The following is a 21895-nucleotide window of genomic DNA, read 5'->3' on the forward strand; positions in this document are numbered from 1 at the left end:
TCGGGCGCGCCGGGCCCGGCGCCCGCCCCGGCGCGTTAAGTTCCGGAACCATGCGGCGTCATGCCCGGGGCCGCTCCCGGGACTCCCGAAAGACCGGACTGCTCGCCCTCGCGGGGGTCGTGGTGGCGTGCGCGGTCGCGCTGCCGCTGGCGGTGGCGTCCGCGGGGTCGGTGGGGTCCATGGGGTCTTTGGGGCCCGCGAGCTCTGCGGGGGCGCAGGGCGTTGTGGATTCGGCGGGTTCCGACGTCCGCACGTCCGGTTCCGGCGCCGTACGCCCCTCCCCGCGCGCCGACGGCAAGGCGCCGGGGGCGTCCTTCTCCGCCCCCGGCCTCCCTGTGCTCGGCCAGAGCCTGTCGACCGCCGTGCGCTGCGGTCCCGAACTCTCGTCCCCCGACGGCATCGAGGCGCAGACCTGTGTCGTGACGCGGGGTGCGGACACCTGGGCGCGGACCTACTACCGCAATGCGACCGGCGAGGCGCTGGACGCCGTGCTGAGCCTCATGGGCCCCGACGACCGGAGTGTGCGGATCAGGTGCGCCGTGGGCGCCGGGGACGAGCCGGGGACGTGTGAGACGCCGCGGGAACCCGTACGCGGGAGTCCGGCGGCGTACACAGCCGTCGCGGAGTTCGCCGAGCGGGGCGGGTGGGGGCCGCTGCTGCTGCGCTCGGGGAGCAACTCGCCCGTGAGAACGCGCAGTTGACGGCCGGCTGCGTTCCGTGGACGGAAACGGAGACGAAAAGACCCGGTTGCTGGCGACGGGGGATGCACCAGCAACCGGGCTACGGGAACGGTAACAAGAGATCTGCGGTTCGCAAATTCGATCTCGTCTTTCCGGTCACCGACTGGCTTGTCCGGACCGGGAGTTGTGATCGACGCGGGACGCGCGGGTCCGGCCCGCCGGTGGAGCGGCCGGCCGGACCACCGGCGGGTGTCAGCTGAGCGTGACCTGCCGGTTGGTGAGGCCGCCCCGGGCGCGGCGCTCGTCCGCGGTGAGCGGCGCGTCCGTCGCCAGGGCGGCGGCGAGGCGTTCGGCGAACTCGGCCGCCGGCTTCTCGATGTCCTCGGCCTTGACCTCGCTGGGCAGGTCCCACACCGGCACCGTGAGCCCGTGAGCGCGGAAGGAGCCCACCAGGCGGGTGCCCTCGCCGAGGCTGGAGCGGCCCGCCGCGTGCAGCCGCGCGAGGGCGTCCAGAAGCCGCTCCTCGGCGTGCGGCATCACCCACCGCAGATGGTTCTTCTCCGGCGTCTCGCACCAGTACGCGGCGTCCACGCCCTGGAGCTTGACGGTCGGGATGGCCGCGGCGTTGGCCCGCTCCAGGGAGGCGGTCACGTCGGGCGTGGCGTTCTCCGGGTCCGGGACCCAGAACTCGAAGCCGCTGTGCACTTCTGGCTCGAACGCGCCCTCGGGGTCGAGCAGGTCCTGCAGCCGAGGGCTGTCGGCCGGGGCGCGGCGACCCTGGACGGGTGTGCCGGGCCGGGCCTGAAGGGCGCGCTGAAGGGTGTCGGCGAGGTCGCGGCTGATGTCGCCGGAAGACGTGTCGTTCTGCAGGCCGAGCAGGACCGAGCCGTCGTCGCGGCGCAGGGCGGGCCAGGCCATGGGCAGGACCGTGGCCAGGGTGACCGCGGGGACGCCCTCGGGCAGGCCGTCCTTCAGGGTCAGATCGACCGTGGCCGCGGGCACCAGCTCGCGCAGGGCCACCCAGTCGCACTCGCCGGGCAGACCCTCGAAGGGGCGGTGCACCAGTTCGGTCGCGGCGTGGGAGGCGGCCCGGCCGTGACAGGCCTTGTAGCGGCGGCCGCTGCCGCAGGGGCAGGGCTCGCGGGCGCCGACGACCGGAACGTCTCCCTCGGCACCCGCGGTGCGGGCGCCGCCCGTGGTCTGCGGGCGCTTGGCCTTCGTCTGGGGTCGCTTCTTGGCCATCGATGGGTCTCCCGGTTACGGCTCGTCTCGTACGGTCGCGAGCCTAGCCGTTCGTGACCCGGGCCACGGGATCCTGTGGACAACACCCGGTCCAGCGCGGCGTGCGGCGCTCAGTCCCTGTCGTCGAAGGCGTCCGCGAAGCCCAGCCCGGGTATCCGGGAGACCGCGGGGGCGGTGACGCGCGTCGCGAAGTCGTCGCGGCGGTGTCCGGCGTCGGGGTCGTGGACGTCGTCGTGGACGACGACCCACACGGTGACCTCGCCGCGGATGTCGTCCCGCACGCCCCAGTCGTCGGCGAGCGCGGTGATGATGTTCAGCCCGCGGCCGCCGTGCGCCGTGACCGACGGGGTCGCGGGGGCGGGGCGGGTCGGGCCGCCGCCGTCCGTGACCTCGACGACGAGCCGCCCGGTCGGGTCCACGCGCCACGCGGCACGTACGTCGCCGTCGCCGGACAGCGCGTCGCCCAGGGGTCTGCCGTGCTTGCACGCGTTGCTCAAGAGTTCGGAAAGAATCAGTACGGCGTCGTCGATGACCGACTCCGCGACTCCGCCTCTGCGCAGCTGCGTACGCATCCGGTGTCGCGCTTCCCCCACGCCCGCAGGGCCGTGGGGTACGGCCATGCTCGACGACGTGGGCACCTCCTGTGCCACCACCAACGCCACCCCCGAGACCTCCTTCGCCCCACGCCACGGTGTGGATGCCCCTTTGGCCTGTACCGGAAACCGGCCGATCCACCCCCGGTGACGCATTCACCACGGGCGAATACGGACCGAACGCGCCGGAGCACTCCTGGTAATCGCCTGGCTGGAAATCATCGGCGTGGCCGGAAAAGGGAGGATCCCGCTGTTCGGGGCGCGGGGTCAAGAGGTGTGCGTGGGTCTGATGGGACTTGAGGGATTACGCGCCGGTCCGTTTGTCAGCGGCCGAGCTGATCCAGCACCGCGCGCGGGCGATTGGTGATGATGGCGTCCACACCCAGCCCGACGCAGAGATCCACGTCCGCGGGCTCGTTCACGGTCCATACGTGCACCTGGTGCCCGGCTTGCTTCAGACGCTCGATGCACATGGGGTGATGGCGTGCGATCCGGAGGGAGGGGCCCGCGATCCGCACGCCCGGGGGCAGCCGTCCGTCGCGCAGCCGGGGCGAGGGGAACTGCGTCAGATGGACCGTCGGGAGCGTCGGCGAGGCGGCACGCACGCGGTGCAGCGAGCGGGCCGAGAAACTCATGACGCGCACCTGGGACTCCTCGGCGGAGGGCGGGGCGTCGAGACCGAACCGCTTCAGCAGGACCAGCAGCCGGTCCTCGACCTGCCCCGCCCAGCGCGTGGGGTGCTTGGTCTCGATGGCCAGTTCCACGCGGCGCCCGGCGTCGGCGACGAGTTCCAGCAGCCGCTCCAGGGTGAGCACGGAGGTCGCCTCGCGGTCCTCCGGGCGGTGCTCCCAGTCGGGTTCCTCGTCGCGTCCCTTCCAGGCCTCGCCCGTCTTCCACGAGCCGAAGTCCAGGGCGGCGAGGTCGGCCAGCTCCAGTGCGGAGACCGCGCCGCGGCCGTTGGACGTACGGTTGATCCGGCGGTCGTGCACACACACCAGGTGGCCGTCGGCGGTGAGGCGCACATCGCATTCGAGGGCGTCCGCGCCGTCCTCGATGGCCTTGGTGTACGCGGCCAGGGTGTGTTCCGGGGCGTCCTCGGAGGCTCCGCGGTGGGCGACGACTTGAATCACGTGCTGTCGTGCGTGGGTCACCGCGTCATGGTGCCACCGAGTGCGGGTACGCGTCCCGTCGGACGGACTCGACGGGTGCGCAGGTCCGGACGGAGGCATAGGGATTGCATCCTTTCAGCCTGTAATGACCTATATAAAGAATGGCCTCGGACGCACAGCCACCGCTTATGGTGCTCTGACGGCCTGTGGGAAAAGCTGACGGCATACAAAGGGACAAGCACCGCGGTATCGCGCCGGCCCGTCGACGGGTGGGAAAGGCGTGATCGCGTGCGACCCCGGAGAAACGGCCGTGGATCTAGGAGAGAAGCTGTGAGCACCGAGAACGAGGGCACCGCGGTACCCCCCGCCCCGTCCGCACCCCCCGTGCCGGTGGACGCTCCCGCTGCTCCGGCGCCCCAGGCACAGGCCGGGCCGTACGGGCCGGACGCCCAGCACCCCCAGGGGCCGGACGTCCAGGGACAGCACCCCCAGGGGCCGGACGTCCAGGGACAGCACCCCCAGGGGCCGGACGTCCAGGGACAGCACCCCCAGGGGCCGGACGCCCGGGGACAGCACCCCCAGGGGCAGGGCGCCTCCGGTGACGCCGGTCACCCCGGCGTCTCCTCTTCCGCCCCCGATCCCTCCTGGCCCCCGCCCCCGCCGCCGGCCTCCCCGTACGGCGACGGCGGGTCGGGGTCCGGCCCGGGCGGCTGGGGTTCGTCGTACCAGCAGCCGGCGCCGAAGCCGGGCCGCGGGCGCGGAGGTCTGATCGCCGCGGTTCTGGTGGCCGCGCTGTGCGCGGGCGGCCTGGGCGGCGGGCTCGGCTATGTGCTGGCGGAGAACAACGACCAGAGCACCGGCTCGACGACGGTGTCGGCCTCCGCGAGCGGCGGCGACGTCAAGCGCGACCCGGGCACCACCGCGGCGGTCGCCGCCAAGGCGCTGCCGAGCACCGTCACGATCGCGGCCGAGAGCACCAGCGGCGAGGGCGGCACCGGCACCGGCTTCGTCTTCGACAAGCAGGGCCACATCGTCACCAACAACCATGTGGTGGCGGACGCGGTGGACGGCGGCAAGCTCACGGCGACCTTCGCGAGCGGCAAGAAGTACGACGCCGAGGTGGTCGGTCACGCGCAGGGCTACGACGTGGCGGTCATCAAGCTCAAGAACGCCCCCGACGACCTGAAGCCGCTCACCCTCGGTGACTCGGACAAGGTGGCCGTCGGCGACGCGACCATCGCGATCGGCGCCCCGTTCGGTCTGTCCAACACGGTGACGACGGGCATCATCAGCGCCAAGAACCGCCCGGTCGCCTCCAGCGACGGCAGCGGCAGCCAGGCGTCGTACATGAGCGCCCTGCAGACCGACGCCTCGATCAACCCGGGCAACTCCGGTGGTCCGCTGCTGGACGCGCAGGGCAATGTCATCGGCATCAACTCCGCGATCCAGTCGACCGGCAACGGCGGCTTCGGCACCGGCCAGTCCGGCTCGATCGGCCTGGGCTTCGCCATCCCGATCAACCAGGCCAAGTACGTGGCCCAGGAGCTGATCAAGAACGGCAAGCCGGTGTACGCGAAGATCGGCGCATCCGTCTCCCTGGACGACGGCTCCGACGGCGCGCAGATCACCGAACAGGGCGCGGGCGGCGCGGCACCGGTCGAACCGGGCGGCCCGGCCGCCAAGGCGGGCCTCAAGCCGGGCGACGTCATCACCAAGCTCGACGACCGGGTGATCGACTCCGGCCCCACCCTGATCGGCGAGATCTGGACGCACCAGCCCGGTGACAAGGTCACGATCACCTACGAGCGCGGCGGCAAGCAGCACACGGTCGACGTCACGCTCGGCTCCCGCGTCGGCGACAACTGACCCCCGCCCGCTCCGACCCGTTACCCTTGTCCCCGCGCCGCCGATCACGGCCGGCGCGGGGAGGCGTGCCCGAGCGGCCGAAGGGAACGGTCTTGAAAACCGTCGTGGCAGCGATGTCACCGTGGGTTCAAATCCCACCGCCTCCGCGCGGTGAGCAGTGAGAACGGCCCCTGACCTGGGTATTTGGTCAGGGGTCGTTCTCATTTCCGGCTACCGTGACTGCCCGATGTTCCCCGTGGCTTCCCGCTCGATCGGGCACGGCTGGGGCACGGGATGGGTCTCGATGGGGGTTCCATGTCTGACACATCGGTCGCACTGATCAGCGCAGGATCTGCATGAGCAGCAAGCTTGATCACCGGTGGTCTAACGTGGCTGGCCGGGCGCAATCCCCTTGTTCTCCAACTGCGAGATCAGAAGCGGGCCCGTAGCGAACAGCACCGTCGGGAGATCTACGCAGCGTGTCTTGAGCTGCTGACCACGCACGTCACCTGGTCCATGACGCTGATGGCCCGTCGCGTCCGAGGGGAAGCTCACCAAATGGCCGCCGACGGGGCCAAGATGATGATGCGCAGACCTGCTGAGGTGGAACTGGCTGGTCCGCCTGTAGTGGCTGCAGCCTTTGAGTCCGCTCAGGCTGCGGCCCTGGCGATTGGAGACGCCCTGGACCGGTTGTTGGAGCAAGGCGGCATTGTTGGTGACCAGCCGCCGCCCATCCCGGAAGAGATGCAGGCGTTCGACCGCGCCATGGAAGCCTTCACCGGCGCTGCCCGCACTGCTTTGGACGCCGACTAAGGGGTGTCCCGTATCTGCTGGCCAGCCCCGAGCAGGCAGTGGGCGTCAAAGGTGGGACAGCCCTTAGCACGCGTGCTTTTCGTTCAGCTGTGGCGCCGACCGCGCTCGCGCACTCCGGTGACGAGCACTCCGCAGGCGAAGATCAGGACAAGGATGAAAATGGCGATACCGAGGACGTCCTGAAGTCCACTGGCCAGGCCGCTGTGGCCCACATCGACGCCGAAGATCAAAGAGCACACGCCTGCGACAAGGGCCGTCCAGCCCAGCCAACCAGGAACCTGGCGACCAACAAGGATCGCGGCCCCGAAGAGCGCGAGGGTCAGCCCCAGCAGGATACGGAAGTAACTCTGGAACCCCCATTCCAGCCAGCGCACGGTCTCGGCGCTGGCGAAACGGATCGCTTTCTCACTGCCCGACGCGCTGGCCCATGAGTCGACGGCCTGCTTCAGTCCCACGCCGTCCAATCCCTGCAGAACCGCCCAGATCGCGGCAGTCGCAACAGCTGCCGCTGCTCCCAGCTGCGCTACCAGGGAAGGCCCATCGGCACCGCGCAGGACGCGGTAGAGCACGAGCAGGCCACTCAGCGTCACGAGGACGCCGATGAACTGCAGGAGATGAACGGCGATCCAGGGGTCACTGTCCGCGTACTTGGTGAAGATCGCCGGATGGTCGTCTTCCTCCCCCGAAGGATGGAAGCCAGCGGTCATGATCACATTGAGAAGGAAACCTCCGACCATGAGACCGCCGGCGATCGTTAGCCTGCGGCCTCGCGAATCGGATGTATCCGTCCCTGTGCCGACACGCTCATCCGGACTCATGAGCAGTCCCCAGTCCTTTCGATGCCACCGACCTACGTACCTGAGGATCACCAGATGCAGCCGCTGGCCACAGAACCAGCAGCGCCGCTTCACCCGAACGGGGTCTGATCGCGACCGATTGCGCCGGTGCCGGGCAGCTCAGCTTTACGGGACAGCCCTTAGCGTGCGCCACACCCTGCATTACCCACCACCCACCCCAGCTCCCGGACCGCCGTGTGCGGGTGGGTCGCCAGGTACAGGGCGCTCGGCTGCCAGGGCTCTCCGGCGCCCGGGTAGAGGCGTTCAAGTCCGGCGGCCTGGACCGCGAGGGTGGTCACGCGGTGGGTGTGCACATGGTCCTCGTGGCCGGTCAGGCCACCGTAGGCGTCGTGGGTGAGGACGATCTCCGGGCGGAAGTCCCGAAGATGTGCCACCAGTTCCCCCACCGCCTCGTCCAGCGGGACGTCGCGGAAGCGCGGTCTGCCCGGGGCCGAGTGCGGGACGCGGGAGTCGGCGTAACCCAGCATGCGTGGCCTGCCGGCATCCAGGATGCTCAGCGCCTCGGTCAGTTCCGCGGCGCGCGGAGTGTCCGTCGACCAGGTCGCCGTGACGACCGCCGTGCGCGCTCCCGTCGACGCGTGGCGGGCGAGGACGCCACCCGCCGACAGGGACTCGTCATCGGGGTGGGCGAAGACCGCGAGCAGGTTCGGCGGTGGCATCCGCCCTCGCTACGGCCGGTCCGGCGACGGTGGCGCCCCGGTGATGCTGATCGCCTGGCTCGGGCACCTCTCGACCGCCTCCAGGATCTCCGGGCCGCCGTCCGTCCGCTCGCGACCCGGGCGGACGGCGCCGAAGCCGTCGACGAACTGGAAGACCGCCGGGGCCCGGTGGACGCACTCGGCGGAGCCGTAGCAGAGTTCGCGGTCTACGGAGACCTTCATTTCCTCGTGTCCCCCTCCTGACGGCATCGGGAGCGTGACCGTCGAGGAGTTGACTGCCCAGCGCGACTCCGGCCGAACCGGCCGGTTCGGCCGGAGGCCCGCTGGCTGGGCGGGCCGGCTGGATCGGTCCGGTCTTCGTGCGTCGCCGGCCGGGGCGGCCTAGTTTTCGCGTGCCCCGGCTGAACCTTCCCGGTTGCCGCGACACCCCGGCCGGACCAGCCCTGTCACCTCGCGCCCCCGGCGGTCGCCAGCCAGTGGGCGACTCGGCGTACGGCGGCCTCGTCGAGCCGTTCGACCAGCGCCTGGACGGTCGTGTCGTCCTCGGGGGAGAGGTCGTAGAGGCCCGCCTTGGCCAGGCCGGCGATGAGGACCTGGTGGCGGCGGCCGGTCATCCGTTCCGCCAGTGTGGCCGGTGCGCCGGGGGAGGGCTCCGGATTCGGCTGAGATGTGACGGTCTGTTTCAGCGGGGCGTCGAACCGGTGCCACCCGCCGTCCCTCGGCCCCCACAGGGCGACGGTCACCTCGTCGCCCCGTGCGCGCAGGGTCTGGGTCATCTCGCCGAGGGCGTACAGCACCGGTGAGCGGTCGGGCGACTCGGCGGCCGTCTTCCAGGAGCCGGCGTCCGGGCGGTAGAACATCGCGACCCAGCGCGGGACACCCTGCGGTCGTGGGCTCTCGGGATGTGAATCCACTGCGCTCACCTCTGCACATCGCTGCGGAAGCGGTACGGCAGGCCGACCATAGCTGACGGGTCGTCAGTTATCCAGGGTCGGGGGCGCGGTACGAAGGGGATGCCGGCGAGGTGCGCAGGGGGTGTAGGGGGTGTGCGGCATGGTCTTACCCAGCTCGGTGCCGTCGCGGGGACGGGCGGCCTCGTCGTGCTCGTGGGCGCGTCGGGGGCGGGGAAATCCTCGCTGTTGAACGCCGACCTGGTGCCCGCCCTGCGGGACGGCGCGCTGGGCGGCGACGACGGCGACGACAGCGGGCGGGCGCGGAAGGTCGTGCAGCTCGTACTGGGCGGTGATCCGCTGGCGGAGCTGGGTCGGTGCGTTCCCGAGCTGGCCGCCGTCGTCCCGGCCCGGGCCCGGACCGCGCCCGGGACAGTCCCGTCCCGGCCGGAGGCAGGGCGGTCCGACGCCTCCGGAGCACAAGAGCCCGGCGCCACCCTCGGCAAAGAGCCCGGCCCTTCTCGCGGCAGGGAGCCCGGGGCCCCCGCCCAAGAGCTCGGCGCCTCCTCGGTACAAAAGCCCGGTCCCTCCGCAGCCCAAGAGTCCGGCGCCTCCTCCAGCGTGGCGGCGCGGACGGCACCATCCGGCTGTGGAACGCGGCCGACCTCGGCCGGGTGACCCTCGGCGGGGCGCCGCTGCGGGGGCACCTCGGGGCGGTCAACGCCCTCGCCTGCAGCCGCGACGGCCGCACGCCGGCCAGCGCGGGCGACGACAACTCGGTCCGCCTGTGGGACACCACGGACCCGGCCGAGGCCGCCGAGGATGCGCGGCTCACGGGGCACACGGAGGCGGTCGTGTCGCTGACGTTCAGCCGGGACGGCCGCACCCTGGCCAGCGGCGGCAACGACAGCACCGTCCGGCTGTGGAACGTCTCCGACCCCTCGCACGCCACCGCGATCGGCCAGTCGATGAGCCCCAACGCCAAGAGCGGCACCTTCCTGGCGTTCAGCCCGAACAGCCACATGCTCGGGGTGTCGAGCGGCGCGGACACCATCCGGCTGTGGAATCTCGACGTCGACGCGGCCGCCCGCCGCGTCTGCTCGATGCCCCGGGGGGTGCTGACGCCGGATGGCGGGAGTACCTGCCCCGGCTCTCCTACGATCCGCCGTGCGACGGCTGACCCGGCCTTCGCGCCCAACGGGCCCGGCAATTACGGTAGTTGAGTGATACGAGTCACAACCGGGCTTTCCTGACGACCAGTCGGCTCGCGGTGGGCAAGCGCTTGTTACCCTTGGCCATGGCTCGACCGCTGGTGCATCCCCCGTCGCCAGCGGTCGGGTCTTTTTCAGCGCAGGGCGAGGCGCATCAGAACCCGGGGATGACCGGCCAGCACCGAGGTCGTGTCCGCCGCGTGCGTGAAGCCGGCGCGCTCGAAGTTCTTCCGCAGACCCGCGTACGCCATCGTCGGATCGACCTTGGCGTCGCCGTTGTCCAGGGGGTACGCCTCGATCGCCGGTGCGCCCCGGTCCCGGGCGAACGCGACCGCTCCGGCGATGAGGGCGTGCGAGATGCCCTGCCTGCGGTGGCCGGGGCGGACCCGGACGCACCACAGCGACCAGACGGGCAGGTCGTCGATGTGCGGGATCTTGCGGTTGCGGGCGAACGAGGTGTCCGCGCGCGGGGCCACGGCGGCCCAGCCGACCGGTTCGTCACCGTCATGGGCGAGCACACCCGGGGGAGGATCCGCGCGGCACAGCTCCGCGACGTACGCGCCGCGTGCCGGGCCGCGCAGTTCGTTGTTGAGCCGGGAGGGGATCCGGTAGCTCAGGCACCAGCAGACATTCGCCTGGGGCGACTTGGGCCCGAGTACGGCGCGGACGTCCTCGAAGTCCGTGGCCGGGCGAACGTCGATGCTCATGCCCTCACGATGTCACGCACGGGACGGTCCCGCCCCGGAAGCCGGGGAGGGCCGGGCCGAAGGCGCCGCAGAACGGCCGCACCATCCCGGCGAGCACCGAGGCGCCCCGCGCGAGCGGGGTGATCGGATGGGTGTCCGCCCAGTCCGGGCCCTGCGGTCGTCGGGGCCGCGGCGCGGCGTCCAGTGGTGTGCCGCGGGATCCCAGAGGACGTCCTCCGGCTCCAGTCGTTCCCGGTGGTGCGCGAACGGCGACCAGGTCGACTCGGACTGCCGACGCGGCGGCTCCGGACGGGAAGCTACGGGGGCACCGGGGCGTCCCGGGCCAGCCCCGTCCAGTCGAGGTCGCGCAGCGCGGGCTCCGTGTCGCAGCCCGACGGCAGGCGGGGCGTGGACTGGAACCAGACGACGGTCAGGCGCGAGCGGTAGGCGACCGGGTCGCGGGCCGGGTCCAGGGCCGCGGAGTGGAACGTGCCGAGGCAGGCCACGGCGGGCAGTACCTCGACCGGCCCGAGACCGCCCGCGTACTGGTCGGGGTATTCGCGCCGCGGCGGCACGAGGTGCACCGGCGTGCCCGGGCGGGACCGCTCGGCGGCGAGCAGGAGGCCACGGATCCGCAGATCGTTCAGCGGCTTGCAGGGATAGCCCTCCAGCATGTCGCCGTACGTCGACGACAACCGCAGGTCGGCGAGGTCCACCGAGCGGCCGGAGGCCAGGACGAGGCGGGCGAGGGCCAGGGCCGGTGATGTGGCGTGCTGTTGCATGGAGGTCTTTCGGTGTTCATGGGCGGGGCCGTGCGGGCGGTGCTCACGGCCGGTGCCCGGTCAGCCGTGCCGCCGAGGCGATCGTCGTGCGGGCCTCCCGCTCGGACAGGCCGGTGTGGAGGGCCGCCTCGACCAGGGGGGTCACGAGCGCCGGGCCGATGCCGTCCTCATAGGCCCGGCAGGCCGCCCAGAACAGGCGGGTGTTGCGCTGGCCCTCGTGCGCGGCCAGGACGAACTGGACCAGGCCCTGGCCGTGTCCGCCGGCCGTCTGCGGCGCCGGGTGGTGGGCGCGGGGCGGTGGGAGCAGCAGCCGCAGGAGGGAGCGCGGGCAGGGGGCGGGGGGCAGGTGCGCGGTGCCGGGGGCGGCGGCGTAGACACCCTGGGCCGTGCGGGAGCCGGGGCCGACCAGGTAGCCGCCGGCGCCCCGGATGTCGATGCCGGGGGCGAGCCGGCCGGCCGAGTTCGGGACGACCACCTCGGGCGGCCCGCTCAGCCACAGATGACGGCCGCCGGACGGCGTCACGACGACCACGGTCGGCGGGATGGTGAACAGGTGCCGCAGGGCCAGCTCGCGCAGGGCGGCCGAGGAGTCCGTGCCGGTCTTCACGTCCAGGTCGAGGCCGATGAGGTGGTGCGGGGGCAGTCCGCAGGCGATGCCGTAGCCGGTCGCCCAGGGCGCGGCGGCGAACAGCTCGCGGATGCGATCCGGGTCGCTGGAGGCGTCGTACACCCCGTGTCCGAGGCGGCCGCACTGGCCGTGGCAGGGGGACGGGGCGGGGTCGTCGCGGTGGGGGGAGCGCAGAGCGGGGAGTTTGGTGCGGGACAGGGGGAGGACGGCCAGTCCGCGTTCGGCGGCTGACAGGGCGTGTGCGAGGGCCAGCGTCGTGGCCTGCCGGTCGGTGGTGGCCATGACTCTAGTTTCGTACGTACGTTCGAAAAAGGAAAGGGGGAGCGGGTGCGACGCGCCGGGCGGCCCTGGGGCCGGCCGAAAAGTGGCTCTCTTCACCGGCGTCGCGACGGCGGACAACGGATCCATCGCGTCCGTCACGGAGGCCGAGCAGGGCATCCTCGACAGCGGCATCGGCGGCGACAACTTCGGCAACGCGGCCACCACCCAGCAGCGGGCCGTCGGCGATGGCGCCTCGAACCAGAGCAACACCGCCCAGGTCAACGGCTCGGAGTTCACGGCCGTCAACCAGGGCAACGCCAACACCGCCATCAGCTTCGCCCCGCTGTGGTGGTGAACTGACCGGGCCGGTGCGGCGGCATCGGCCCGGGTGCAGTGGGGGTGTGCTTCGTGGGGGTGACAAGCGCCTGAGCGGCGGCACTCCGGTACCGCCGCACAGGCTTTTTCCGCGTCTGTGAGGTCTTGACGGGACAAGAGATCTGACGGACAGTCAGAAACCGTGAGAGGTGAGCCGGAGGACCACGAGGAGTTCGAGGCGCGCCTGAAGGCCTACGAGGGCCTCCCGGCCGCCGACACCGGCATCGGCCGCGACCCCGTCAACGAGCCGATGATCAGGCACTGGTGCGAGGCCATGGGCGACACCAGCCCCGCGTACACGGGTCCCGACGCCATCGCTCCCCCCACCATGCTCCAGGCCTGGACCATGGCCGGTCTCCACCGCCGCCCCGAGCGCACGGCCGCCTACGACCGACTCCTCACCCTGCTCGACGCGTCGGGCCATGACGCGGTCGTCGCCACCGACTGCGAACAGGAGTACCTGCGCCCCCTGCGCCCGGGCGACCGGATCACCTTCGACTCGGTGATCGAGTCGGTGTCCGGCCGCAAGACCACGAAGCTCGGGGCGGGTTACTTCGTCACGACCCGCACCGACGTCCGCGCGGACGGCGAACTCGCCGGCACCCACCGCTTCCGCATCCTCAAGTACGCACCCGTCCACCGGCCTTCGAAACCGGCGGAGCGCCGCCCCCGCCCCGTCGTCAACCGCGACAACGCCGGCTTCTGGGAGGGCGTGGCCCGCCACGAGCTGCTCATCCAGCGCTGCACCGCCTGCGCCGCCCTGCGTTTCCCCTGGCTGCCGGGCTGCAACGGCTGCGGCTCCCCGGACTGGGACACCGTCGAGGCGAGCGGCGAGGGCACGGTCTACTCCTATGTCGTCCTGCACCACCCGCCCTTCCCGGCCTTCGACCCCCCTTACGCGGTCGGCCTGATCGAGCTCGCGGAGGGCGTGCGGATCGTCAGCAACGTGGTCGGGCTGCCGTACGAGCAGGTGCGGATCGGCATGCCGGTGCGGCTGGAGTTCCGGCGGTACGACGACGAGCTGGTGCTGCCCGTCTTCCAGGGGGTGACCTCGTGAACGCCGGTGACCGCCTCCCGCCCCTGGAGATCCCCGTCACCCGGACCCTGATCGTCGCCGGGGCGATCGCCTCCCGCGACTACCAGGACGTCCACCACGATCCGGACCTCGCGCGGCAGAAGGGCTCCCCCGACATCTTCATGAACATCCTGACGACCAACGGCCTGGTCGGCCGCTACATCACCGACCACTTCGGCCCCCGGGCCGTGCTGCGCCGGGTGGCCATCCGGCTCGGCGCGCCCAACCACCCCGGCGACACGATGGTGCTGACCGGCACGGTCGAGGAGGTCGACGGCGACACCACGACGGTAAGGGTCGTCGGCGCGAACGGCCTCGGCACGCATGTCACGGGCACGGTGACGGTGCGGGTTCCGGCATGATCCCGACAGGGCGGGACGGTCTCGGAGGGCGCGCGGCCGTCGTCGGTGTGGGAGCCACCGAGTTCACCAAGGACTCGGGGCGCAGCGAACTGCGCCTGGCGGTGGAGGCGGTGCACGCGGCCCTCGCGGACGCGGGGCTGGGCCCCGCCGACGTCGACGGCATGGTCACCTTCACCATGGACACCAGCCCCGAGATCACCGTCGCCCAGGCCGCGGGCATGGGTGAGCTCTCCTTCTTCTCCCGGATCCACTACGGCGGCGGCGCGGCCTGCGCCACCGTCCAGCAGGCCGCCCTGGCGATCGCCGCGGGCGTGGCCGACGTGGTCGTCTGCTACCGGGCCTTCAACGAGCGCTCGGGCCGCCGCTTCGGCTCCGGGGTGCGGCACCGGGAACCGTCGGCGGAGGGCGCGGCGCTCGGCTGGTCGCTGCCGTTCGGCCTGCTCACCCCGGCCTCCTGGGTGGCGATGGCGGCCCGGCGCTACCTCCACACCCACGGGCTGACCCCGGAGGCGTTCGGGCACGTGGCGGTCGTCGCCCGGAAGCACGCGGCGACCAACCCGGCGGCCTGGTTCCACGGTCGGCCCATCACCCTCGCCGACCACGCCGCCTCGCGCTGGATCGCCGAACCGCTGCGGCTGCTGGACTGCTGCCAGGAGACCGACGGCGGCCAGGCCCTCGTCGTCACCTCCGTCGAACGGGCCCGCGACCTGCCCCACCCGCCCGCCGTGATCGCCGCCGCCGCCCAGGGCGCCGGACGCGCCCAGGAGCAGATGACCGGCTTCTACCGCGACGACCTGACCGGCCTGCCCGAGAGCGCGGTCGTCGCCCGGCAGCTGTGGCGGACCTCGGGGCTCACGCCGGCCGACATCGACGTGGGCATCCTCTACGACCACTTCACGCCGTTCGTGCTGACGCAGCTGGAGGAGTTCGGCTTCTGCGGCCGGGGCGAGGCGGCGGACTTCGTGGCCGGGGAACACCTGCCCCTCAACACGCACGGCGGGCAGCTCGGGGAGGCGTACCTGCACGGCATGAACGGCATCGCGGAGGCCGTCCGGCAGATCCGGGGCGCGGCGGCGAACCAGGTACCCGGAGCGGAACGGGTCCTGGTGACGGCGGGGACGGGCGTGCCCACGTCCGGACTCGTCCTCACCGCCGACCCCCAGGGGTGAACCCGCAGTGCTCCGGGCCCGCGCTCCCCCTACAGGAGGTGCAGCCGGCCCCACCCCTACAACCTGAGGGGGATCTCGCTTCGGGACCTGCGGCCGATCCGCTCACCATGCCGTCGCTCCTAGCGTTGAGCCATGACCACACTCGTCTGCACGAGCGCTTCGAAGGCGGCCGAACCGGCGGCGCAGACCCTTCCGTATCCGTCGTTCTCGTCCTACGTCAGGGCCCGCCAGCCGGTGCTGCTGCGTACCGCCCGCTCGCTCACCGGCAATCCGAGCGACGCCGAGGACCTGCTGCAGACCGCCCTCACCAAGACGTACGTCGCCTGGGAGCGCATCGAGGACCACCGCGCCCTCGACGGCTATGTGCGCCGGGCGCTGCTGAACACCCGGACCTCGCAGTGGCGCAAGCGCAAGGTCGACGAGTTCGCCTGCGACGAGCTGCCCGAGCCCGACCCGGTGGCCGCCGGCGACGACCCGGCCGAGCAGCAGGCGCTGCGCGACGCGATGTGGCGGGCGATCATGCGGCTGCCCGCCCGGCAGCGGGCGATGGTGGTCCTCAGGTACTACGAGGACCTCAGCGAGGTCCAGACGGCCGAGGTGCTGGGCGTCTCGGTGGGCACGGTGAAGTCGGCCGTCTCCCGGGCGATCGGCAAGCTCCGCGAGGACGCTGAGCTGGGACTCGTCCGCCAGTGAGAGGGTGTCCGGCCGCTTGTGAGCTGTCCCTCCGGCATGGCGTGATCCGATCGATCACCCGGACCTAGTGACATACCGCGTGGTATGTGCGCAGAATCGGCACAACCTTTACCACCGCGTAGGCAATGTCGCCCCCGGGAGGACGCCGTGCTGAGCACGATGCAGGACGTACCGCTGCTGATCTCGAGGATCCTGACCCACGGGTCGACGATCCACGGGACCTCACAGGTGACCACCTGGACCGGTGAGGACGAGCCGCACCGCCGCTCCTACGCGGAGATCGGCGCCCGCGCGGCCCAGCTCGCCCACGCGCTGCGGGACGACCTCGGTGTCACCGGCGACGAGCGGGTGGCGACCCTGGCCTGGAACAACGCGGAACACGTCGAGGCGTACTTCGCGATCCCGTCCATGGGCGCGGTCCTGCACACCCTGAACCTCCGCCTCCCGCCCGAGCAGCTGGCCTGGATCGTCAACCACGCCGCCGACCGCGTGATCATCGCCAACGGTTCGCTGCTCCCCCTGCTCGCCCCGCTGCTGCCGCACCTGAAGCCGGTCGAGCACGTGGTCGTCACGGGCCCCGGAGACCGCTCGCTCCTCGCCGACGCGGCCGTCCGCGTGCACGAGTACGAGGACCTGATCGCCGGTAAGCCGACGTCGTACGACTGGCCCGAACTGGACGAACGCCAGGCCGCCGCCATGTGCTACACCTCCGGCACCACCGGCGACCCCAAGGGCGTCGTCTACAGCCACCGCTCCATCTACCTGCACTCCATGCAGGTCAACATGGCCCAGTCGATGGGCCTGACCGACGAGGACACCTCCCTGGTCGTGGTCCCCCAGTTCCATGTGAACGCCTGGGGCCTGCCGCACGCCACGTTCATGACCGGCGTGAACATGCTGATGCCGGACCGCTTCCTCCAGCCGGCCCCGCTCGCCGCGATGATCGAGGGCGAGCGGCCGACCCACGCCGCCGCCGTGCCGACCATCTGGCAGGGCCTGCTCGCGGAGTTGACCGCCCACCCCCGGGACGTCTCCTCCCTCACCCAGGTCACCATCGGCGGATCGGCCTGTCCGCCGTCGCTGATGGAGGCCTTCGACAAGCTGGGCATGCGGGTCTGCCACGCCTGGGGCATGACGGAGACGTCCCCGCTGGGCACGATCGCCCGTCCGCCGGCCGGCGCGGTCGGCACGGAGGAGGAGTTCGCCTACCGCCTCACCCAGGGCCGCTTCCCCGCCGGTGTCGAAGCCCGCCTGACCGGCCCCGGCGGCGAACGCCTCCCCTGGGACGGGGAGTCGGCCGGTGAGCTGGAGGTGCGCGGCCCCTGGATCGCGGGCGCCTACTACAACGGCCCCGGCGCCGAGCCGCTGCGCCCCGCCGACAAGTTCAGCGAGGACGGCTGGCTCAAGACGGGCGACGTCGGCACCATCTCCGCCGACGGCTACCTCACCCTCACCGACCGGGCCAAGGACGTCATCAAGTCCGGCGGCGAGTGGATCTCGTCGGTGGAGCTGGAGAACGCGCTGATGTCCCACCCCGACGTCACCGAGGCGGCCGTCGTCGCCGTCCCGGACGACAAGTGGGGCGAGCGCCCCCTGGCCACGGTCGTCCTCAAGGAGGGCTCCACGGCCACCTTCGAGACCCTGCGCGACTTCCTCGCCGACGAGGGACGCATCGCCAAGTGGCAGCTCCCGGAGCGCTGGACGATCATCGAGTCGGTCCCGAAGACGAGCGTCGGCAAGTTCGACAAGAAGGTGCTGCGCAGGCAGTACGCCCAGGGGGAGCTGGACGTCACCCGGCTCTGACCCGCCCGCGCGGGTGCGCCGTACGCCGGCACGTCACCGGCGTACGGCGGCCATCACCGCCGTACGGAGGTCGGCCCCCACCCCAGCACCAGCCACAGACCCGCCACCGCGCACACCCCGCCCCAGCCGAAGTGGCTGAAGGCGGCCCCGGCGAGAGCGGAGGCGGCGGCGCCGCCCGCGAACCCGGCGACCACATAGGCGGTGTTGGCGGTGGCCGGGGTGGAGGTGGCGGTCAGGGCGAGGGTCTGGTTGGCGACATGAGAGGCGACCAGCGCCGCGTGCACGGCGATCGCGGCGGCGAACAGCGCCCACAGCACCTGCCCGCCCAGCCAGAACAGGGGCACGGACACGGCGGCGACCGCATACGCCGACCGCACGACCTTGCCGGCGCCGAACCGGTCCACCAGCCCGCCCGCCAGCGGCGCCACCGCGCTCGCGGTCAGCCCGAACAGCCCGAACAGCCCGGCGGTGGCGGTGGACAGCCCGTACTCCGGCCCGGTCAGCAGCAGGGCCAGTGAGGTCCACAGGGCGCTCCACGCACCGAACATCCCGGCCTGTCGCACACACGCCCGCCACAGGTCGGGCGAGCTCCGCAGCACGGACGGCAGCGCGACCAGCCCCGCGAACAGCGGACCCTGCCGGCGCCGCCGCGACGGCAGGACCACCGCGGTCGCGAGCCCCAGGACGAGGGTGAGCACGGCCGCGCCCGCGAACACCCACCGCCAGCCGAAGGCCTGCCCGGCCAGCCCGCCCAGCACCCGGGCCCCGACGATGCCGGTGAACAGGCCCGCGATGACGGCCGCCACATGCCGGGCGCGCCGCTCGGCGGGGGCGCGCTCGGCGACCAGCGGGACGAGCAGCTGCGGGATGACGGTCGCGGCCGAGGCGACGAACATCGCGGCCGCGAGGGCGGCGATGCCCGGGGCGGCCGCACCGGCACCCAGCGCGAGAGCGGTGACGAGCGTGAGCCCCGCGACCAGCCGGCGCCGGTTCGCGCTGTCGCCGAGCGGGGCGAAGAACAGCAGGCCGACCGCGTAGCCGAGCTGGGCGACCGAGGCGATCCAGGCGATGGCCGAGGGTGCCGAGCCGAAGTCACGGGCCATGAGCGGGAGCAGCGGTGCGGCGAGATAGATGTTGGCGGCGGTGACCGCGCTGCACACGGCGAGCAGGGTGAGGAAGAGGCCGGGGGCGGGGGTACGGGCCTGTCGCACGGGGGCGCCGGCCTGGACTGTGGTCGTGGTCGCTGACGGCATGGAGGGGAGTCCTTGGAGTCGACTCTAACAACTAACTGGTTGGTTGGCTGATGGGGAAACAGTCTGGGCCGTCCCGGCATTCCGTGTCAACCAAACAGTTGGTTACCTCGGCGCGCTACCCTCTCCCCATGGCAGCAAGGGACCCCGAGGCCACCAAGGCCCGCATCTTCGAAGCGGCGGTCGCCGAGTTCGCCCGGCACGGCATCGCCGGCGCCCGCATCGACCGCATCGCCGGTGAGGCGAAGGCCAACAAGCAGCTCATCTACGCCTACTTCGGCAACAAGGCGGAGCTGTTCGCCATCGTCCTGGAGAAGAAGATGCTCCACCTCGCCGAGGCCGTCCCCGTCGACCCGGACGACATCGAGGGCTGGGTCGACCGCCTGATGGACTACCACGCCGCCCACCCGGAGCTGCTGCGCCTGCTCTTCTGGGAGGGCCTGGAGTACGGCAGCACCGAACTGCCCCACGAGTCCGACCGCCAGGAGCACTACGCCCGCAAGGTCGCCGCCCTCCGGGACGGCCAGGCCCGGGGAGCCGTCACCGACGCCATCCCGGCGGCCGACCTGCTCTTCCTGCTGACCGCCCTGACCAACTGGACCGCCGTCGTCCCCCAGATGCGGCGCATCCTGGTCGGCGAGGGGGACCCGGACCGGGACCGCCTGCGAGCCTCGGTGAAGGAGGCCGCACGCCGGCTGACGGCACGCTAGGGCCCGCTGAGGCGCCCGACCGGCTAGTTGGTGCCGATCCGGCTGAGCAGTTCGACGATCCTGGACTGCACCTCGGAGCTGGTGGACCGCTCCGCGAGGAACAGCACCGTTTCCCCGGAGGCCAGCCGCGGCAGGTCGGCCGGGTCGACGGCGGCGGTGTAGACGACCAGCGGGGTGCGGTTGAGCTGCCCGTTCGCCCGCAGCCAGTCGATGATCCCGGCGAAGCCCTCCTGCCGCCGCTGCACCTGCAGCAAATCCATCACGACCAGGTTCGGCCGGAACTGCCCCGCCAGCATCACCGCGTCCGCGTCGCTCGCCGCCCGCGCGACCTGCATCCCGCGCCGCTCCAGCGTCGCCGTCAGCGCCAGCGCGATCTCCGCGTGCTCCTCGATCAGCAGCACCCGCGGCGGATGCTGCTCACTGTCGCGCGGCGCCAGCGCCTTCAGCAGCACGGCCGGATCGGCACCGTACGCCGCGTCCCGCGAGGCCTGCCCGAGCCCGGCCGTGACCAGGACGGGCACCTCGGCGGCCACGGCGGCCTGGCGCAGCGACTGCAGCGCCGTACGCGTGATCGGCCCGGTCAGCGGGTCGACGAACAGCGCGGCGGGGAAGGCCGCGATCTGCGCGTCGACCTCCTCGCGCGAATGCACGATCACCGGCCGGTAGCCGCGGTCGCTCAGCGCCTGTTGCGTGCTGACGTCCGGCGCCGGCCACACCAGCAGCCGCCGCGGGTTGTCCAGTGGCTCGGGCGGCAGCTCGTCGTCCATCGGCTGTGGCCGCGGGGGATCGGCCACCTCGACGGCCCCACCGGGCCCGTCCAGCGGTTCGGGCCCCTCGGCGGCGTTCTCGTCGGGCGCGCCTATGGCGTACGACCGTCCACCGCCCTCGGTCAGCTGAGCCAGCCGCGACTGCCCGGCGAGGGACGGCTGCGCCGGGGCGGGGGCGGGGGCGGGGGCGGACAGCGGCGGCGGGGTGTGCTCGCCGGTCCGGTGCGGCCGCGCGGCCTGTTCCGGACGGGGCGCCTGGGCGGTCGGACGCGACTGCCCCTGCTCCGGGCGGCCCGCCTGGTCCGCACGCGTCGCCGGGTCGGGCGGCGTCCCGAGTTTGCGGCGCCGGCCCGATCCACCCGGCTGGTGCGGGGGAGGCGTCGCCGACTGCTGCGGCACGGACTGAGGGACCGGCATGGCCGACGGCTGCTGCGCGTGGGCCGCCTGCCGGTTGAACGGCACGCCCTGCCCCAGCGTCCGCACACTGATCGCCCGCCCCTGTGTGGAGTTCGGGTCGACGGGCGCGGCGGCCTCGGCGGGCAGCGGCTGAGCCGCCCGCGGCGCGCCCTCCGGCGGCAGCGGGGTGCCCGGGGCTGGGGTGTTCTGCTGCGGGGCCCGCGGCGCGCCGTCCGGGGGCGCGGGGTGTGCGGCACCCGCGCCCGTGTCGTCGGTGGCGGGCCAGGGCCGGGGGGCGTCGCCCTGCGGCGGCGCTCCGTGGGCGTTCATGCCGTGGGGAGGCGTCCCGTGGGCGTTGGTGCCGTGGGGAGGCGTTCCCGGAACGGCCGTGCTCTGCGGCGGCGGACCCTGGGGAGGCGTGCTCAGGGGAGACGCCCCCGCCCCCTGGGTCGGTGCGACCTGCCCGGCAGCGGCCTCAGCGGGGAGCGGCAGGCCGACGGAGGACTGCTGCCCCGGTGCGGCGACGCCCTGCTGCGGCAGAGGTTGGGCCGGGGCCGGGGGTTGCACCGCCTGCCCCGGGAGAGCCGCCTGCACGCTGTGCCCGAGCCCGCCCTGAGCCGGGACGGACACGCCCTGCGGCACGGCGACACCTTGTGGGGGTACGGCGACGCCGTGTGGCGGGACGGCGGTGCCCTGCGGGTGGGTGCCTTGCGGGGGGCTCCCGTGCTGGAGGGTGCCTTGTGGGGGTACGGCGACGCCGTGTGGCGGGACGGCGGTGCCCTGCGGGTGGGTGCCTTGAGGGGGGCTCCCGTGCTGGAGGGTGCCTTGTGGGGGTACGGCGACGCCGTGTGGCGGGACGGCGGTGCCCTGCGGATGGCTGCCCTGCGGGGCGTTCCCGTGCGGGAGGTCGCCCTGGGGCGCAACGTCGTCGCCCTGGGCGTGAGGTGCGTTGCCCTGCGCGGGGACCGGCATGCCCTGCGGCGGCACGGCCGTACCCGGAGGGGCCGGGGAAGCGGCGACGCCGACCTGGGCGGGAGCG

At 72.6% G+C, this 21895-nt stretch carries 22 protein-coding genes, 1 tRNA gene and 2 pseudogenes; 13 read left to right on the forward strand and 12 right to left on the reverse strand.

The features are described from left to right. Positions 1 to 50 precede the first annotated feature (50 nt). The gene (locus ABTX62_RS01685; protein WP_352114303.1) at positions 51 to 701 is read left to right on the forward strand and encodes a hypothetical protein; all 651 of its coding nucleotides are present in this window, start codon (positions 51 to 53) and stop codon (positions 699 to 701) included. 231 nt (positions 702 to 932) lie between these two features. Here ABTX62_RS01685 and ABTX62_RS01690 read toward each other — a convergent pair whose 3' ends face one another. The 3 genes from ABTX62_RS01690 to ABTX62_RS01700 form a co-directional block, all read right to left on the reverse strand. Next, positions 933 to 1922 carry a DUF5926 family protein gene (locus ABTX62_RS01690; RefSeq protein WP_352114304.1) on the reverse strand — a complete coding sequence of 330 codons (990 nt, stop codon included), beginning with the start codon at positions 1920 to 1922 and terminating at the stop codon, positions 933 to 935. Positions 1923 to 2032: 110 nt separating this feature from the next. Next, a complete protein-coding gene (locus ABTX62_RS01695; protein ID WP_283972281.1) occupies positions 2033 to 2671 on the reverse strand; it encodes an ATP-binding protein in 639 nt (212 codons plus the stop codon). A gap of 167 nt (positions 2672 to 2838) precedes the next feature. Beyond that, positions 2839 to 3666, reverse strand: coding sequence for a glycerophosphodiester phosphodiesterase (locus ABTX62_RS01700; RefSeq protein WP_352114305.1), 828 nt, complete (start codon positions 3664 to 3666; stop codon positions 2839 to 2841). A 288-nt stretch (positions 3667 to 3954) separates the two neighbouring features. On the opposite strand from ABTX62_RS01700, the gene ABTX62_RS01705 reads away from it, so the two are divergent. The 3 genes from ABTX62_RS01705 (at position 3955) to ABTX62_RS01715 (ending at position 6282) form a co-directional block, all read left to right on the forward strand. Further along, positions 3955 to 5490, forward strand: a complete 1536-nt coding sequence (locus tag ABTX62_RS01705; protein ID WP_352114306.1) for a S1C family serine protease — start codon at positions 3955 to 3957, stop codon at positions 5488 to 5490. Between the two features lie 59 nt (positions 5491 to 5549). Beyond that, positions 5550 to 5636 (forward strand) — tRNA-Ser (locus ABTX62_RS01710). 391 nt (positions 5637 to 6027) lie between these two features. Next, positions 6028 to 6282 carry a hypothetical protein gene (locus ABTX62_RS01715; RefSeq protein WP_352114307.1) on the forward strand — a complete coding sequence of 85 codons (255 nt, stop codon included), beginning with the start codon at positions 6028 to 6030 and terminating at the stop codon, positions 6280 to 6282. 83 nt (positions 6283 to 6365) lie between these two features. On the opposite strand, the gene ABTX62_RS01720 is transcribed toward ABTX62_RS01715, so the two are convergent. From ABTX62_RS01720 to ABTX62_RS01735, 4 genes and pseudogenes are all read right to left on the reverse strand, one after another. After that, the gene (locus ABTX62_RS01720) at positions 6366 to 6989 is read right to left on the reverse strand and encodes a hypothetical protein (protein WP_352114308.1); all 624 of its coding nucleotides are present in this window, start codon (positions 6987 to 6989) and stop codon (positions 6366 to 6368) included. A gap of 293 nt (positions 6990 to 7282) precedes the next feature. After that, positions 7283 to 7798, reverse strand: a pseudogene (locus ABTX62_RS01725) (PIG-L deacetylase family protein); the annotation flags it as partial. Positions 7799 to 7807: 9 nt separating this feature from the next. Then, a complete protein-coding gene (locus tag ABTX62_RS01730) occupies positions 7808 to 8020 on the reverse strand; it encodes a ferredoxin (RefSeq protein WP_352114309.1) in 213 nt (70 codons plus the stop codon). A gap of 224 nt (positions 8021 to 8244) precedes the next feature. Further along, entirely contained in the window at positions 8245 to 8712 is a 468-nt protein-coding gene (locus tag ABTX62_RS01735; protein WP_352114310.1) for a hypothetical protein, read from the reverse strand. A 99-nt stretch (positions 8713 to 8811) separates the two neighbouring features. On the opposite strand from ABTX62_RS01735, the gene ABTX62_RS01740 reads away from it, so the two are divergent. Together ABTX62_RS01740 and ABTX62_RS01745 are read left to right on the forward strand one after the other, a co-directional pair. Continuing rightward, the gene (locus ABTX62_RS01740; RefSeq protein WP_352114311.1) at positions 8812 to 9366 is read left to right on the forward strand and encodes an nSTAND1 domain-containing NTPase; all 555 of its coding nucleotides are present in this window, start codon (positions 8812 to 8814) and stop codon (positions 9364 to 9366) included. Then, positions 9297 to 9868 (forward strand): annotated as a pseudogene (locus ABTX62_RS01745) (WD40 repeat domain-containing protein); the annotation flags it as partial. The gene ABTX62_RS01740 and the pseudogene ABTX62_RS01745, both read left to right, overlap by 70 nt. Positions 9869 to 10033: 165 nt before the next feature. Here the strand turns inward: ABTX62_RS01745 and ABTX62_RS01750 are convergent. The 3 genes from ABTX62_RS01750 to ABTX62_RS01760 form a co-directional block, all read right to left on the reverse strand. Further along, a complete protein-coding gene (locus ABTX62_RS01750) occupies positions 10034 to 10606 on the reverse strand; it encodes a GNAT family N-acetyltransferase (RefSeq protein WP_352114312.1) in 573 nt (190 codons plus the stop codon). 296 nt (positions 10607 to 10902) lie between these two features. Next, positions 10903 to 11367, reverse strand: a complete 465-nt coding sequence (locus ABTX62_RS01755) for a hypothetical protein (RefSeq protein ID WP_352114313.1) — start codon at positions 11365 to 11367, stop codon at positions 10903 to 10905. A gap of 43 nt (positions 11368 to 11410) precedes the next feature. Then, entirely contained in the window at positions 11411 to 12277 is an 867-nt protein-coding gene (locus ABTX62_RS01760; protein WP_352114314.1) for a bifunctional DNA primase/polymerase, read from the reverse strand. 82 nt (positions 12278 to 12359) lie between these two features. Between ABTX62_RS01760 and ABTX62_RS01765 the strand changes: the two genes are divergently transcribed. From ABTX62_RS01765 to ABTX62_RS01790, 6 genes are all read left to right on the forward strand, one after another. After that, positions 12360 to 12611 carry a hypothetical protein gene (locus ABTX62_RS01765; protein ID WP_502997886.1) on the forward strand — a complete coding sequence of 84 codons (252 nt, stop codon included), beginning with the start codon at positions 12360 to 12362 and terminating at the stop codon, positions 12609 to 12611. A 162-nt stretch (positions 12612 to 12773) separates the two neighbouring features. Further along, a complete protein-coding gene (locus ABTX62_RS01770; protein ID WP_352114315.1) occupies positions 12774 to 13688 on the forward strand; it encodes a bifunctional MaoC family dehydratase N-terminal/OB-fold nucleic acid binding domain-containing protein in 915 nt (304 codons plus the stop codon). Next, on the forward strand, positions 13685 to 14068 hold the full coding sequence (locus tag ABTX62_RS01775) for a MaoC family dehydratase (protein WP_352114316.1): 384 nt from the start codon (positions 13685 to 13687) through the stop codon (positions 14066 to 14068). The genes ABTX62_RS01770 and ABTX62_RS01775 overlap by 4 nt, the downstream gene beginning before the upstream one ends. After that, on the forward strand, positions 14065 to 15237 hold the full coding sequence (locus tag ABTX62_RS01780; RefSeq protein WP_352114317.1) for a lipid-transfer protein: 1173 nt from the start codon (positions 14065 to 14067) through the stop codon (positions 15235 to 15237). The genes ABTX62_RS01775 and ABTX62_RS01780 overlap by 4 nt, the downstream gene beginning before the upstream one ends. A 132-nt stretch (positions 15238 to 15369) precedes the next feature. Beyond that, on the forward strand, positions 15370 to 15930 hold the full coding sequence (locus tag ABTX62_RS01785; RefSeq protein ID WP_352114318.1) for a SigE family RNA polymerase sigma factor: 561 nt from the start codon (positions 15370 to 15372) through the stop codon (positions 15928 to 15930). Positions 15931 to 16089: 159 nt separating this feature from the next. Beyond that, complete coding sequence (locus ABTX62_RS01790) at positions 16090 to 17733, forward strand: long-chain fatty acid--CoA ligase (protein ID WP_352114415.1); 1644 nt, start codon at positions 16090 to 16092, stop codon at positions 17731 to 17733. Between the two features lie 53 nt (positions 17734 to 17786). Here the strand turns inward: ABTX62_RS01790 and ABTX62_RS01795 are convergent, their stop codons facing one another. Next, positions 17787 to 18986 carry an MFS transporter gene (locus tag ABTX62_RS01795; RefSeq protein WP_352114319.1) on the reverse strand — a complete coding sequence of 400 codons (1200 nt, stop codon included), beginning with the start codon at positions 18984 to 18986 and terminating at the stop codon, positions 17787 to 17789. A 128-nt stretch (positions 18987 to 19114) separates the two neighbouring features. Here ABTX62_RS01795 and ABTX62_RS01800 point away from each other — a divergent pair, with 128 nt between their 5' ends. Further along, entirely contained in the window at positions 19115 to 19693 is a 579-nt protein-coding gene (locus ABTX62_RS01800; RefSeq protein WP_283972296.1) for a TetR/AcrR family transcriptional regulator, read from the forward strand. A gap of 23 nt (positions 19694 to 19716) precedes the next feature. Here the strand turns inward: ABTX62_RS01800 and ABTX62_RS01805 are convergent. Beyond that, positions 19717 to 21895: response regulator (locus tag ABTX62_RS01805; protein WP_502997887.1), on the reverse strand; the 2179-nt coding region annotated here is incomplete at its 5' end.

The organism is Streptomyces sp. NPDC096046 (assembly GCF_040303285.1).
GTDB lineage: Bacteria > Actinomycetota > Actinomycetes > Streptomycetales > Streptomycetaceae > Streptomyces.